12 protein-coding genes are annotated in these 15064 nt (G+C 57.0%); 5 read left to right on the top strand and 7 right to left on the bottom strand.

Annotation, left to right across the window (positions count from 1 at the left end):
• Window positions 1-129: 129 nt before the first annotated feature.
• Together Q4I23_RS22770 and Q4I23_RS22765 are read right to left on the bottom strand one after the other, a co-directional pair.
• The gene (locus Q4I23_RS22770) at window positions 130-1716 is read right to left on the bottom strand and encodes a radical SAM protein (RefSeq protein WP_498527723.1); all 1587 of its coding nucleotides are present in this window, start codon (window positions 1714-1716) and stop codon (window positions 130-132) included.
• 89 nt (window positions 1717-1805) lie between these two features.
• Entirely contained in the window at window positions 1806-2501 is a 696-nt protein-coding gene (locus Q4I23_RS22765; RefSeq protein WP_498527722.1) for an FkbM family methyltransferase, read from the bottom strand.
• A gap of 289 nt (window positions 2502-2790) precedes the next feature.
• On the opposite strand from Q4I23_RS22765, the gene Q4I23_RS22760 reads away from it, so the two are divergent.
• The 4 genes from Q4I23_RS22760 to Q4I23_RS22745 all read left to right on the top strand — a co-directional run bounded on the left by Q4I23_RS22760 (window position 2791) and on the right by Q4I23_RS22745 (window position 7498).
• Entirely contained in the window at window positions 2791-4632 is a 1842-nt protein-coding gene (locus tag Q4I23_RS22760) for a carbamoyltransferase family protein (protein WP_498527721.1), read from the top strand.
• Window positions 4619-4975, top strand: a complete 357-nt coding sequence (locus Q4I23_RS22755; RefSeq protein ID WP_498527720.1) for a hypothetical protein — start codon at window positions 4619-4621, stop codon at window positions 4973-4975. The genes Q4I23_RS22760 and Q4I23_RS22755 overlap by 14 nt, the downstream gene beginning before the upstream one ends.
• A 68-nt stretch (window positions 4976-5043) precedes the next feature.
• On the top strand, window positions 5044-6402 hold the full coding sequence (locus Q4I23_RS22750) for an SGNH/GDSL hydrolase family protein (RefSeq protein WP_498527719.1): 1359 nt from the start codon (window positions 5044-5046) through the stop codon (window positions 6400-6402).
• Between the two features lie 133 nt (window positions 6403-6535).
• Complete coding sequence (locus Q4I23_RS22745) at window positions 6536-7498, top strand: FkbM family methyltransferase (protein WP_237908261.1); 963 nt, start codon at window positions 6536-6538, stop codon at window positions 7496-7498.
• A gap of 33 nt (window positions 7499-7531) precedes the next feature.
• On the opposite strand, the gene Q4I23_RS22740 is transcribed toward Q4I23_RS22745, so the two are convergent.
• A complete protein-coding gene (locus tag Q4I23_RS22740) occupies window positions 7532-8887 on the bottom strand; it encodes a radical SAM protein (protein ID WP_498527718.1) in 1356 nt (451 codons plus the stop codon).
• Between the two features lie 247 nt (window positions 8888-9134).
• On the opposite strand from Q4I23_RS22740, the gene Q4I23_RS22735 reads away from it, so the two are divergent.
• Window positions 9135-10028 (top strand): tetratricopeptide repeat protein, encoded by an 894-nt coding sequence (locus Q4I23_RS22735; RefSeq protein WP_498527717.1) that lies wholly within the window; start codon window positions 9135-9137, stop codon window positions 10026-10028.
• Between the two features lie 62 nt (window positions 10029-10090).
• Here the strand turns inward: Q4I23_RS22735 and Q4I23_RS22730 are convergent, their stop codons facing one another.
• The 4 genes from Q4I23_RS22730 to Q4I23_RS22715 all read right to left on the bottom strand — a co-directional run bounded on the left by Q4I23_RS22730 (window position 10091) and on the right by Q4I23_RS22715 (window position 14964).
• Complete coding sequence (locus tag Q4I23_RS22730) at window positions 10091-11080, bottom strand: NAD-dependent epimerase/dehydratase family protein (protein WP_237908258.1); 990 nt, start codon at window positions 11078-11080, stop codon at window positions 10091-10093.
• 34 nt (window positions 11081-11114) lie between these two features.
• Entirely contained in the window at window positions 11115-12467 is a 1353-nt protein-coding gene (locus Q4I23_RS22725) for a UDP-glucose dehydrogenase family protein (protein WP_237908257.1), read from the bottom strand.
• A 148-nt stretch (window positions 12468-12615) separates the two neighbouring features.
• Complete coding sequence (locus Q4I23_RS22720; protein WP_237908256.1) at window positions 12616-13455, bottom strand: class I SAM-dependent methyltransferase; 840 nt, start codon at window positions 13453-13455, stop codon at window positions 12616-12618.
• 141 nt (window positions 13456-13596) lie between these two features.
• Entirely contained in the window at window positions 13597-14964 is a 1368-nt protein-coding gene (locus Q4I23_RS22715) for a class I SAM-dependent methyltransferase (protein ID WP_498527716.1), read from the bottom strand.
• Window positions 14965-15064 lie beyond the last annotated feature (100 nt).

The following is a 15064-nucleotide window of genomic DNA, read 5'->3' as shown; positions in this document are numbered from 1 at the left end:
GTTGTTTGCGTCGTGCCATGCGGGGCCTCCTTCGGTCCCGAAGTTATGGCCCGTACACGAAATTTCAGACAGTCCCCTTTTCATTGTCGCCGCCCGCGTCCCCCATGTTGTGCCGATCCCAGCACCAGCCTATGGCGACAGCCGATCTGTCGCCGCAACAGCATTCATCGTGGCGCCGTCAAGGTCCAAAAGGACTTCGGTCGGCAGCACGGACTCCCTCTCCCCGACGGGATATGCTGCGAGCTGGAGCTTGGCAATGCCAGCTTCCATGCGACCGACGAATTCTGCCTTGATGCCGTCGTCGCCTTCCTGAACATACCAAGTTCCCTGCAATTCGCCGCGACGTTCCGCGCGCAGGACGACATGGGCGCGCCGCACCCCCGGCGGCAGCTTAGGCCAGGAAAGCCGAAGGCGGAAGTATCCGCCAGGCTCGTAAACAGCTACGGGCATGTATGAGGTCAGGAAGTGATCTCGCGGATAGCTGACTTTGGTGAAACGGACAAAAGTCTCATCGCTCGCGTAGTCTGGTGTCTCACCAGTACGCTGCGCCGCGAGAATATACTGGAATGTGTTTAAGAAGTCTTTTGGATCACGAATTTCGAGCTGCGTTTTCCAGTGATTACGGTGGCGCAGATTGCGGCCAGCATTCGAAGTGGCCCGGTACTCCTCCACCCGGTTGGTCAGGCGCTTCCAATAATGGTCCAGAGACGTTGCCGCCACGGTGAGATTGCTTTTCCGGAATATGTCCAGCGCTTCTTCAAAATAATTACTCCAATCCGGAATATCGTCCAAGAGTTGTGGGTTTTCCAGCAGGTTTTCACTATAGAACGCATCTTCCGTCCCGCGAAAATTGATAAAATCGTAGAAGGACGTCACAATACCGTGTTTGGCATGCCAGCGGGCATACTCAGGAAGGCGTTTGACACCAGTTTTCAGGACAAGAGCATTGGTCTGAAATGACCATTGTGGATATTCTTTTCTTGCAAGCTCTACAAACTCAAGGATATTGCGCTCGACCAGTGACCATTTACTGTTTACGCGGATCGACTCATAACCTTCACCAATCGAATCCAGGCTCACGGCGAGATGCAAGTGCTTCTTCTTGCGGAGAGTCTCCATATGCTTGTGATGGAGCGTTCCATTTGTGCAAATCGACAGTCGGACATTGTCGTAGTCCGGATTGTTAATAAACTGACGGATGAAGGAAATGGCTTCCGGCAGCGCGAAAGGCTCGCCGCCGATGACCGTGACGTCCATGGCGGCACGCAAAGCCTTGTTCCACCGCAAAATGCTGTCGGCGTGTACTTGGCGTTTGTTGTCGGCGCGCCGTGGCACTTGATGGCACATGCGACAGGCTAGATTGCATGAGAAGCCGAAATTTGCGTAGATCCGCACCGGCGTGGCGGTCAGCTCTACGGCTCCGGACTCGTATTCTTGCTGCAGAAGTTTCCAGTTTGCCGTCTGGTGCTCCGAGAGATCTGGGAAAACAGAAGTGTCAAAATAGATAGTATCTTCAGATCGGTTCTGAAAAAAGAAGCATGTGGTGCATCCATTGGGATCCGCTGATTTTTTCCCAGAATTTATCTTGCGTATGGTTTGTATATTCGCACTGTTCCAATAACCCTCGATGTCAATGGGGTGATTGATCCAGGGGTCTTTTTCACCCGCATAATAGCAGCAAGCGCTGACCATGTTGTCAGGCGCCGAAATGTTCAACTCGTACCATGCGGCCGGGCATTTGGGCATTGATCGTCCTGAGTCTCGCGTTACTGCTGTCATCGTAAGCGACGCCATCGAACACGGCGTCAGCGTTCAGGGAAATAAACGGTAACGCTGCTTTCACTAACAACTGGCGTGGATTTTTTCAAGATAAAGTTGTCATAATCCACACAGAATACGGAACTATATCCTTGTTTCGAAAGCCAATGCAACGCTTCAGCGTTGCTCTGATTGCGGCGGCTCAATGCATGATTCAATTCGACAAGAACATATGGGTCGAAGGTGCGGAGCGTCCGCTCCGCACCTTGAAGCGCCTCCAGGTCAAAACTGTCGACATCGATTTTGATAAGGTCAACACGATCAAGTCGTCGTTGCTCAACAAAGTCGTCTATGGAGTAAAAATCCACTTCGAGGCGCTCGGCGTTCTGTCCCCAAATCTTGAATATCGAATCCACGAACCGCCCCGATTGCTTGCCAATGCCCAGCCGCAAAGCCTCAACGTTTGGAAGATTATGATGCCGGAGATTGTTCTCCAGCTTGGACCAAGTGTCCGTTGGCTCGAAAGAAAACACAAAACCATCTTTTGCCAACCATGAGAAAAGAATGGAATAATATCCGATGTTGGCGCCAACATCCAAAATGGTCCAGTCAGGCTTTATATTCTCCGCGCACCATCTTTTTGCTTCCATTTCGCAAGTCGGATAGTACCAAAGAAATTCCTCATAATAATCCACCAATTCAATATCGGGGAGGCCTGGGACCTGGGTAAAAATGCTGTCCATGAAAATAAATCGACTTTTTCTGGTTGCACAAAAATGACCGGTTTTTCCCGGCCTTGGCATAATAGCACAGACAGGCAAACGCCGTAACAAACTTTTCTCGGCTCTGCTTTCCGCAAGGCAAAAGAAGGCTGCCGTTCAGGTTGTGAACTGGGCGGTCCGGCTTGCGCCGTCCGCGCCGGACCGGGCGGTGCCCTGGGGCCGGCAACGACGAGCCTTGACCTGTCGGGGGCTTTCATGCACGAAATCCAAAAGTGGATCTTCCCGTTTTCTAAGCTTCGGCGGGCGCGGCATGACCGATGCGGTAAAGCATATACTTGGGGTTTCTGCCTTCTATCACGATTCAGCCGCGGCCTTGCTGCGGGATTCCGAAGTTGTCGCTGCGGCTGAAGAAGAGCGCTTCTCTCGCCGTAAGCACGATCGTGGTTTTCCGGATCGCGCCATCAAATACTGCCTATCGTGTCTCGACGATGGCACTCCGCTCGATGCGGTCGTATTCTATGAAAATCTCGTGCGGTCCACCGACCGGGTGGTGCAGAACGCCGTCATGGCGGCACCCGACGGCTATGAACTTTGGCAGGACGCGGTCAAGGCACTGTTTGCCGAGAAGTTCGGCTTTGCCCGCAGGATCGCTGACGTGGTCGGTGCGAAGGTGCCGGTCTTTGCCGTGGAACACCATATCGCCCACGCGGCGTCGGCCTTTTTCCCCTCACCCTTCGAGAATGCGGCAATTCTGGTTGTCGATGGCGTGGGCGAATGGGCGACCACTTCCATTGGGATCGGCCAAGGAAACGCAATAAAAATCCTCAAGGAGATACGGTATCCGCATTCGCTCGGACTCCTCTATGCAGCTTTCACTTACTACTGTGGATTCAAAGTAAATTCCGGAGAGTACAAGTTAATGGGGCTAGCTCCATTCGGGAAGCCGCGCTACGTTGATGTAATAATGAATAATATTATTGACGTGAAAAGAGATGGATCATTTCGACTCAATATGAAATACTTTGGATTTTTAAAATCTCAGATTATTATCAATAAGAATTTTGAAGATCTTTTTGGGGCGGGCCGACGCGAACCGGAAAGCAGCATCACCGAAAGGGAAGCCGACCTTGCGGCATCGATCCAAAAGGTCACCGAACTGGTCATGATGCGGCTGGCAATCGAAGCACGGCGTATAACGAACCAGGAACATCTGGTCCTTGCCGGCGGTGTGGCGCTGAATTGCGTGGCGAACGGGGCGATCTGGCGAGAGGGGATCTTCAAGGATATTTGGGTGCAACCGGCTGCCGGGGACGCTGGCGGGGCGCTCGGCGGGGCGCTCACCGCGATGCATGGCCATTTCGGAGTGCCTCGGGCGAGAACAGCTTCGGGCGACCGCCAAAAGGGCAGCCGGTTGGGCCCCCGCTACGATGCGGATGCCATCGACCGCGCCATCGAGCAGATCGGTTGCGTCGGGCGGATCGTTGCAGATCCGGCCGAGCGCCATGCGGTGGTGGCGGATGCGTTGTCCCGCGGTGAGATCGTCGGGCTGTTTTCCGGCCGGATGGAATTTGGGCCGCGCGCGCTGGGCAGTCGCTCCATTCTCGCCGATGCCCGTTTGGAAAAGGGGCAGCGCCTGATTAATCAGAAGATCAAGTTTCGCGAATCCTGGCGCCCGTTCGCTCCGATGGTGCTGCGTGAATATGTTGAGGATTATTTTGATTTTGATCACGAAAGCCCCTACATGCTGTTCGTGGCGCCGGTCAGCGAGCGGGTGCGGCGGTCGCTGCCCGCCCTTTCCTGGGATGGCGGGACGCTGGATTTGACGGCCGCGGTCGCACTGCCGCGTTCTGATATTCCGGCGGTTACCCATGTCGATGGATCGGCACGGCTTCAGACCGTATCCTGCCAGGATAAAACAGACGCAAGGGCACTTTTGGAAGCGTTCCACAAGCGCACTGGCTGCCCCGTGCTTGTGAACACGTCGTTCAACATCCGTGGTGAACCGATCGTCTGTACGCCACTCGACGCCCTCGTTTGCTTCCTCAACACGGACCTGGATCTGCTTGTGCTCGAAGACCGGATCTTGTTCAAGGGTGAGCAACCAAGAGACCTAAGAGAACAGAAGCCAGGAAAAGCCTATGCCCTCGATTGACGAGTTGACCGCCGACGTCTTCGATGATGATCTTGTTCCAATCGCGGAAGAACGCCGCAGAGAGGGACGCCCTCTGTTTCCGTTGGAACCAGACGTGGCGGTGGAAAGCTACTTTACGGTGCCACCAGATCCTGCCGCTGCAAGTGGTGCCTTGCTTTCCGCTCCCGTCACGGACGATCCCCAGACGTTTGCTGCGGCGTTGACGGCGATGTGGCACGATCAGGGGTGCGGCGACTTGGCGGATTTAAAAGATCGGATCGTTGCGTTGATCGAAGCCGCTCAAAAGGATCTGTCTGTGCCCTGTGATAGGGACGTTGTTGATTACAACTATACTTTCTTCTGATCGAAGTGAGTTGCATGCGAATTCATCCGAGAAATGGATGTGGGGCCTATGTTCTGACAAAGGCCCCGATGTTCAAGCCTCACCGGCATTTCGGTTTCGTCAACAACCCGGCATTCACCGGTTGTGCATTCGTCGTAGACGATGCGGCGGGCCAGGCAATGGAACATTCGTTTCATGCGGCGGTCGATGCCGAAGGCTATCGGGTGACACCCCTGGATTTCACCGCGGTGGAACGGCCGGAAGTCTGGGTTTTCGGATGTTCTTTCACGTTCGGATTTTCCGTTCAGGACGAGGAAACCTATACATCCATTCTGCAAAGTCGGTTTCCGGAATATCGGTTCCGTAACTTTGGGGTGAGTGGGTACAGTACTTTCCAATGCCTGCTCATGCTACGCCGATTGCTGCGCAGCAAACGCCCTGCCGCGGTCATCTATGGACGGCTGTACGAACATGACCGCAGGAACATTGTCAGTCCGGGATGGCTGCTTGGCCTCAATAAAAGCGAATTCACCGCCGAGCATTTCAATGCGGACATGTTCTGGCAGCCTCGGGCGGTTGCGAGCGCCGACCTGGAACTTACGGTCCTCCGGGTTCCCATTATCGACAGCGCCCTGGCCAAGCTTGATCCGCGGATACTAGAGGGAGAGCCCCATCACCCTCATATGATCAGCAAGCTGATCGTTCGCGACATGGCCCAGCTTGCTAAGGATATGGGCTTTCCGTTGATCCTGGCGGACCTGCAACCGGGCACGCATCCGCTGGAGCGCGAACTGCTGAGGCACGCTACCGATCTGGGAGTTCTGGTCGTGGATGCCGAGTTGCCGGAGGAAACGCCGGAATGGCTTGCGCTGCCTTGGGATAACCATCCGAACGCGCAGGGACACCGCTTTTATGGCGACGTGATCGAGCCGGTTCTGCGCGCGGCTCTGTCCAAGGGCTCGGTGGAGGGCGTGACGTTACCGTCCGTCTCCGATCCGTGTGGGGAATTGTTCGAAGAACAGTTCGGGGTGTCGCTGCTGACGACCTCCGCCTCGGACGCAACGATCGAACACCACAGCGTGGCTACCGTCACACTGCCACCGCACCCCTGGCGTTACGCAGCCTCTCTTCCCATTCCCGCGCAAGCGCGCCGCGGGGGGCGGGGAACCGTCCGGATCGTTGCTCAAATCCGCGGGACGGAAGTCGGCTTCGGTGTGCTCAATCGCGAAGGCTCGGCCTTCCTGACCCGTCAATGCCTCAGTCCGGCTGCGGCATGGCAAGTTCTCCAACTGCGGATACCGGATATCCGGCAGGCCGGCGAGATCATTGTCCAGGCTTGGGACAAATCGATTGCCGGGACCGCTCAGATACGTGAGATATCGCTTTTCCTTTCGCCTAGCGACGATGGAATCGAAATGGCTCCTTGCACCGGAACCGACACCGCGTGACGGTTTGACCCCTTTTCCTGTCTCTGTTATCGTTTCCCAAAGCTATTATGAAAGGGTGTGGAAATTGGATGGAATTCTTCCAGATTGTGAATTTGTTCGTCTGGTGGCTTCAAGTCTTCAGTCCGAGGACTTCATGCTGATTGATGTCGGCTGCAGTTCCGGTATCGACGTCGGCTGGCGTGCTTTCGGTTCACGGTTGAGCGGATTCGGGTTCGATCCCAATGTCGAGGAGGTGGCTCGACTCAACGCGCGGGAAAGAAATCCGGCTTTTACCTACATTCCGGCCTTCGTTGGCGTTCCTGATCATCATCCTCTGGCCCCGCAAGCGAAAGGCAATGCTTATTGGTCCCGCATCCCTTGGGGGCGCTTGTCCATCGCCAAGACCCTGGAGCTGCGACAGGCGAAGATCGATACCGCAAGCCTGGAAGAGAAGATCCGCCTGAACGCTTGGCAAAGCGTTCAGCTTGCTGATCCGGATGCCCCGGTTTTCCTTCCCGCCTTCATCGACGAGAAGGATCGCGACGTCGACTTTATCAAGATCGATGTGGACGGAGCAGACTACATACTGCTCCAGACCCTGACGGATGTCTTGGACACCCGAAAAATCCTGGGGCTTTGCATCGAAGTCAATTACTTCGGATCGGATAAGGATACCGATCATACGTTTCACAACGTCGACCGCCTGATGAAAAAGGCGGGTTTCGAACTGTTCGGGCTTTCAGTGCGCACCTACGCCATGGCGGCCCTGCCCGCGCGCTACACCTACTCGTCACCGTCGCAATCGATCAAGGGGCGTCCGCTGCAGGGTGATGCGGTGTACATCCGCGATATCGGCGCTCCCGAACAGGAGAAGTTTGCTAAAGCACTTTCCTCGGAAAAGCTTGCAAAGCTCGCGGCCGTGTTTGCGCTCTTCGATCTTCCCGATTGTGCGGCGGAAGTGGTTTTGAAGCACCGCGACGCGTTGTCCAGCTTGTTTGACACGGATCAGGCTCTGGATATTCTCGCCCATCAATTGCAACCTGCTGGTTCGGATCTTTCCTATCAAGAATACATTCAGGCTTTTGAAGAGGATGCGCCGCTGTTCTATCCAACCTGAATGTTTCCATGACTCGCCTTTGCATGTGGTGAATCATGGTGCCAGGGGAACGCAGCGCAGGTAGGGCGTTGCACCGTCTTTTGCGTCGGCATAGAGAATCCACCAGTCGCATTGCTGGCAGAGGTTAGCAAATGGGCTGTCTGGATTCTCGTAAAGGTCACAGAGGTAATCGTAAGCATCCTGCAGCGTCATCTGATCGATGTGGGGCAGCCAGGATGCGTCTTTTTCATGCTGGTAGACCTGCATGGCGCAGCACGGGGCCAAGTGCCCCGTTGGCAAGAGGTAAAGCTTTATTCGGCAATTGTTCCTTTTTTCTGGGAAATGAAACGTGTTTCGGAAAAGGAACGTATTATAGTATTCTGCGTTGAAGTTGATTTGGTCGACTTTTCCCTTCCAGAATGCAATCATGGCATCTTGTTTATCGAACGTGTTGCGGAATAGAGTAACGTTGATCTGAACGGAAAGGTCTTTGTGATCTGATTTTTTCTGGCGCAGATATGCACACGCGTCCAGTATTTTGTCGAATTTTGCGCCTCTCCGGATTTTTTCATACTGGTGAGCCGTATGGGCATCGACGCTCATCTGGATAAAGCGAACGCCGGCCTCCAGCATATTGTCCATCAACTCGGGCGTTAGCAGTTGACCGTTGGTAAGAACGCAAGGGTGTAGGCCGAGGTCCCGGGCGCGCCGGATATAGGTGATCGCTCGCGCGTCCATCAGCAAGTCGCCAGTACCGGCGAACCAGATTTGTTCGCCGGGAGGAAGCTGGTTCAAGTAACGCTCAATCATTTCCGGAGAAAGCGCTCCTGCCTTTTTCGTGGCCTTCGGTCCATTGAAATGGCACATGACGCATTCGAGGTTGCATTTCTCCGTTACGTCGATGCCGCCAGCCTCGAAGTTGTCGCTGCGATCAGCGTCGGGATGAAAGGGAGCGAGCGTAACGTCCCTGAGCGTCCGTGGTGCTACCGCCGACAGAACCTCGACGGCGTGTGTTGTCTCGGCGAAAATGCGTGTGACGATCAACTCTGAAACTTGTCCCTGGGGGGCGAGATTGCGGAGGACGATCGACGCGCACTCGGAGGCTTTGCCATCGATGAGTCGAAGCCTCAGCATCGTGGCGCCGGCCCTGTGATGGCTTTCCTTAAGAAACGTGCCATCCGCCCGAAGTGCGCAAAGCCCCACCTTTCCGGCGAGGACGCGTCCCTCCAACGTGATCGTGATGTTCCTATCGCCGATATCAGAAGCTCCCAATACTGGAAAAAGGAGTGAGTTTCCGTATTGTAGGGCTGGCGTCGAAACATGCAAAATCCCGCCGATGGAATCTGCTCTCCCGCCATGGACAACATGTTGACCAATGACCACATCGACGTTTTTATTACCTGACGGCATAAGTCCCTCTTGGAAAAACGGTTTTTTGCAACATCAGCGCTGAAATCGAATGACTGACCCTGCTCACTATAGCGGCTTTTATGAAGTGATCGATCTGATTAATATCAGGCCAAGCGGTCGCCCTTCGTCGCCGACATCTATGCCGATGTCGGGAAGCGACAGCGTGTGGGCTTGCAATTCCTCGCTCTCTGGATCAACCTGCCAGTCCACAACCGATTGCCTTCGGAACAAGAGGCGCTCGTGTAGAATGCAGCCGGACAATAAAAACAGCCAAATCTTGCCCATGGAAATCGATTTCAGCGCTTGGCGGAGGGCTATCCGCCAGGACACGCTCGGCCGGTACCATTACGAGATGGGGCGAGCGTTTGCGAAGCAAGGTGAAACCGATATGGCCGTTGCGGCCTTTCATCGGGCGCTTGAGGCGAAGCCGGATCTCGGTGTCGCTGCACTCGCCTTGGCCGATTGGCTGGAAAGGACAGGACGACAATCCGAGGGTGAAGCGGTGCGGCAACGGACTTTGGCAGTTGCTCCGGATTATGAAGTGAGGGGCTGGTTGGAACTGTCCGACGAGGCGCTCGACCAAAAAGATTGGGCGCTCGTCACCGAAAGGGCTCGGCGGGCATTGGAAGCGCCGCTGGGTGATGCCCTTGCACGGCCACGCATGATCCTGGCGCGGGCCTTGCGCGCGGTGGGCCGGCACAGAGAGGCCATCCGGCTGGTCGAGGAGGCTGTAACGCTTGACGGTGAGGCGATATGTCAAAGCCTCGAAGCGCTGGTGGCAAGTTCCGGCGAGTGCCGTGTTCGGATGCACGATGATCGGGCATCGGTGGAAATCCTGCCGCAAAAGTGGTTCATCGCCGCCGTGGCCGATCTGGGACGACGGCCGGAACCGCCACACCCTCTGGCGGTCACAGTCCGAGTCCATGTTCTCGAAGGGACATTGGGGATGGGCGTGATGCCGCCCGACTTCAGTCAACTGATGCATCATACCCCGATTGAGCGTGGTGACGCACCTTCGGATGTTTTGATCCTCATTGACAAGCCGCTGGAGATCAATCAGCTGGTCCTTTACAATGCCGCACCCGACGGTACCAAAACGCACGCCGAGTTTTACAGCATCGACGTGCACTTGGCTGAGTAGATGAGGAACCGCTTCACTCTTGCCCCTAGGCGGCCTGGGGGTGTGAGCTGCTTGCTTGACGGTCAGCGGTTCGCCATCTGACCGTAAATCCAGCGGTAGGTTGGCTCTAGCCCCTGGCGCAGGCGAATCGACGGAGCCCAGTCCAGCAGTTCTGTGATGCGGGTGTTGTCGCTGTTGCGACCGCGCACGCCCTTGGGCGCGTCAAGTTTGTAGCGACGCTCCAGCTTGATGCCGGCGATGTCTTCAACGATGTCCACCAACTGGTTGATGGTGACCAGTTGATCGCTGCCCAGATTGATGGGCTCCAGGATGTCGCTCTTCAGGATATCCAACGTGCCCTTCAGGCAATCATCGATGTACATGAAGCTGCGGGTCTGCTCGCCGTCACCCCAGATTTCGATTTCATGCCGGCCGGTCAGCTTGGCTTCGATCACCTTACGGCAGATGGCCGCGGGTGCCTTTTCCCGGCCCCCATCGTAAGTGCCATGCGGACCATAGACATTGTGGTAACGGGCAACACGCGTCTCCAGCCCGTAATCCTCGCGGAAGTGACGGCACATGCGCTCGCTGAACAGCTTCTCCCAGCCATAGCCGTCCTCTGGCATGGCCGGATAGGCGTCGGCTTCCTTCAGCGGTAGCACCTCGGCGTTCGTCTGCTTGTCAGCCGCGTAGACGCAGGCACTGGACGCGTAGAAGAAGCGCTTGCAGCCGAACTCCCTGGCGGCCATCAGCATCTGGGTGTTGATGAGCACCGAGAGCATGCACTCGGCTTTGTGCGTCTCGATAAAGCCCATCCCACCCATGTCGGCGGCGAGATTGATGATCGCGCCAGCCCCGCGGGCGGCGGTTCGACAGGCTTCCCGGTCGCGCAGATCGAGCACAAGATTCTCGACGTCGGAAAAGCGCTGGTACCACTCTTCTGCGGGCCGGATGTCGACCGAACGCAGCTTGGTAAACCCGCGCTCCCGCAGCCGTGCGATCATATGACCACCGATGAACCCCCCGCCACCGGTCACCAGAACGAGGTCGTTCCTGTCGAGGACATAGCCCATAATCAACACCTTTCGGAATGGTCTGAGACCGGCCTCAGCCAGCAAGTGCCTGTGCCAGCCCGGACGGCGCCGTGGAGGCGCCGTATCCCGGGTGCACCAGATCGGCGACGGCGCCGTAGCGCTCGCCGTCCAGCAGGCGCCAGCAATCCACGACGCCGATGCGGTCGCCGTTCGGGCGGGCGAAGGCGGTGACCGGCAGGGAGCGGTATTCCTCCCAGGCCGTTGTCAGCACCACGACATCGGCTGCCGCGACGCAGGCTTCCGCGCTCTCCGCTACGGTCACAGCGGGCAACACCGCGGCCACGGCGGCTCCCGCCATGGGATCGTGCGCGACGACCTCGTAACCGGCATCCAGGAGCGCCTTGGCCAGCATTACGCCCTGGCTTTCTTCAATGACGGCGGTGTCCGGTTTGTAGGACAAGCCCAGGATGCCGATCCGCGCCGGCTTAGCGGCTTGGCGCATGACGATTCCGGACAGGCGCTTGATCTGGTGGCGGTTGATGCGGTCCGTCGCCTCTGCGATGTCGGCCGGAGCGCCGACTTGCTTGGCCAAGGCTGTGAAAGCCACATTGTCGCGTGGGAAGCAAGGACCGCCGTAGCCGGTGGCGCCGCGTAGGTACTTCGTACCGATACGGCTATCCGAGCCGATCGCAGCGCTGACCACGTCCACATCAGCATCCGGCAGGCGCTCGCAGATTTCAGCCAGCATGTTGGCGTAGGAAATCTTGGTCGTGACGAACGTGTTGACTGAGATCTTGCAAAGCTCAGCGTTGACGAAATTCATACGGCGCACCGGCGGCGCGTTCTCGCACGCCGAGTGGTGGATTGCTTCCAGAAGGTCTCCAGCGCGCGTGTCTGATTCGCCGATCAGGACGAAGTCCGGCCGCAGCATGTTGGCGATGACGCTGCCGAGTGCGATGAATTCCGGATTGTAGCAAAGACCCAGCGTATCGCCGAGCGTGCGCTTGGAACTCCGTTCGAGTGCCTCGCGGATCTCGCCACCGGTCGAGCCAGGCATGACGGTGCTGGTCACCACGACGAGATGGTAACCGTCCTTGCGCTGCAGCGCCCGGCCGATCTCCTCCACCGCCGACAGAACATACCTGTTCGTGAAGACGCCGCTTGCCGTGCTGGGGGTCGGGACGATGAGGAAGGTGATATCGCTCTCCAGCGTCGCCTCCTCGACGTCCATCGTCGCGCGCAACCGTCCGCCTGCGCGGTCGATGCACTCCTGAAGGCCGGGCTCGTCGACCGGTGCGCAGCCTTCATTGATGGCCGCGACGAACCGTTCGTTGAGATCGGCGCCGATGACGATGTGTCCTTTGTCCGCCAGAACCGCGGCCAGAGGAGCTCCGAGCTTTCCAAGACCGATAACGGAAATCTGCATGGCGTATGTCCACACGGGTTGTTCAATGGTAACGGTCGGCGACGCGGAGCGGACGTTCTCAGTTGCAGGAAGTATCCGCTGCCAATGTTTAAGAAGCGTGAATTTGTTTTTCGAAGCTACGCTGGGAGGCCTTCTGCCACTGCGTCATTTATTTCGAAGCCTCAGCAGTTAAAAGAAGGTGCCATCCAAACTTCCTTTCAAGAAAGCGAAACAAGGAATTTGGCATCCACCGGAAATACCACTCACGGACATAACGGTATTCGACATAGTCGGGAATTCGGTACGAGAATATGTGATCAACTTCGGTCTGTGTAACTCGAAGTCCGGAATTCTCTAACAACTGCTGGCCTTCCTTGCAGTCATAGATGTAAGTAATAGGGCACCCGGTTTGCGCCTCTGAATGTGTGGCGACCAAATCAGCAAGCTTCCAGAATTTCCCCTTGCCATAAGTCAACAAAATCCACAAGACCTTCCAGGAATAGCGGTAGTAGACCATGATCTTCATTGTGCCGCCGGGCTTTACATACTTGCGGAGTTCAGCAATGGCCCGATCCGGGTGGGGGGTGTGGTGGACCACGCCGAACGAATAGACCAGATCATAAGGCTCCACCGGCACGATGCTGGACAGGTTCTCGCCGTTGGCGTTGTAGAAGGTGATGCGGTCTGCGACGCCCATCACTTCTGCACGCTTGCGCGCCAACTCCAGCGATTTCATCGACAAATCAACGGCGGTGACATGCGCGCCCGCCCGCGCGAAGTTAATGGTGTCGGTTCCGAGCCCGCAACCGAGTTCCAGAACCCGCTTTCCTTTCCAGGAATTAAAGTCGGCGAAGCTTGGAATATGCGGCTCTACACGATATTTGCGGGCTTCCACTTCATCGAAATACACCCGGCTGCCGATTTCCTTCGTGGAATGGCGAAGATTGCAGGGGCGCGCGTCCCAGTAATCGCGAACGGTTTCGATGGGTTTTGATTCGAAGGCGCTCATGTTATCTGCCTGAGTTTATCGCGCTTGCGAGGACGTGCGGTGCGTACGGCCTTGGACAATTCGCATAACCGTTTCGCCAATGCAACTAAAATATAATGGATGGATGAGTCAAGGTGTCCAGAACAACTGAGTGTCGTGTTTTTACCGACGCTTCACTCCGAGCAAGATCCAGCTTGGTCGAATCCAAAAAATGTCGGAGAACTCGGGTCGCCAACGCGCCCAATTCTTTATAATGGCTTCGGCCACTCCTAAGCCGGCTGGCGAAGACTCCAACGCTTCCGGGTTCGGGCAAAAGTCGTGCCAGATGCACAGCCCGCCCGGCCGCAGAAGGGGCAGAGATTTATCCGTGTCGTTGACGACGACGTTCACTTGGTGCCCACCGTCAATCAGGACCGAATCAAAAAACTCCGGTGGGTAGCCGGATGTGTCCCATTCGGTGCTGTCACACAACAGTTGGTGAACCCGGTTTTCCAGCCCTGCCGCCCGATAGCGCCAGCCGATGCGCTCGCCCCTGTCGGTCTGGACGTAAAGGGCTCCTGACGAGTTTGCGAAGGTTGGCGTGCTAGGCGGGAGTTCAGTACCCGCGGCGACGGGCTGCGCGTAGACCGCACTTCCGTCAGCCGTGCTTTCACCGTCAGGAAGATTGATCGTCCAGATCTCGGCACCGCAGGACTGCGCGCACAGAACCGCGCCGAACCCTTCCCAGGTGCCGAATTCCAGATGTCGGCGCGGGGCGTGCTGCGCATAAAGGTAAGAAAGAATTAGGGCGTCATCCCTCTCCATCCGCCATTGGGTCAGGGGATGTTCCAGGAGGCGTTCCGCCAAGGCGAACGGCTCCGCGAATCCCAGGTGGGCACCGAGTCTGTCCGCTTCGATAATCGGCAGGCGGTCGGATGCATCGAACGCTCGCCAGATCATGGCTCCCGCTTCGGCCGGCTCGGTTTGCTCGGTGTCTCCCAGCCCAAGGATGGCCGCAAGTTCGCTTAGCGGCACGTCCGTTGCGCCGGGGTCGGCGGCTGACGGCCCCAAGGCTGGCTCAGCCCATGCATCCTTGGCCTTGGCGCAACGAATGCCCCACAGTGTTGCGACGCTCGGCATCTTCCCGTTGTCGACTTTACGCAGGATCAGCGCCGCGCAGGACTGGGCCTCCTTGGCGAACACCAGAGCCTTGGTAGGGCCGGCGTCTGCAGTCACGAACGTTTCCGCCGAGGCAAAGGCACCAAGTCCAGGGGTGGCGGCGGCCAGCCCAACGCTGCCCTGTTCGACCGTGATGTCGATCTCGAAGAGCAGCGGGCCTGTGACCGGCGCGTCCGTCGGATCGGTCAGAGTAAGGGGAATTTCCAGGGCGTAAGCCCAAATTTGAGGCGGCGTCTCGACGCGAAGGGGAAACCCGACATCCTCGAAGCCGCTGGGCGGCACAACCTGGGCTCCATTATGGAGTTGGAAGGTGGTTCCAGCGATGCCGAGAATGTCCCGACCGGCTTTCCAGCGCTTCTTGGGGTAGTACACGCTCACCATTCCTCCGTCGGGCTTCTCTATACTGGCGCTGTCGCTTTAATTCGCTCCGGCGCGGGTGGCGAGGCTATTTCCACCAGCTTTTGTGCTACAT

It is taken from the genome of Azospirillum sp. UFLA03-27, from assembly GCF_059803775.1.
Note: the sequence above shows the minus strand (reverse complement) of the source record. Positions and strands in the feature narration are given on the sequence as shown.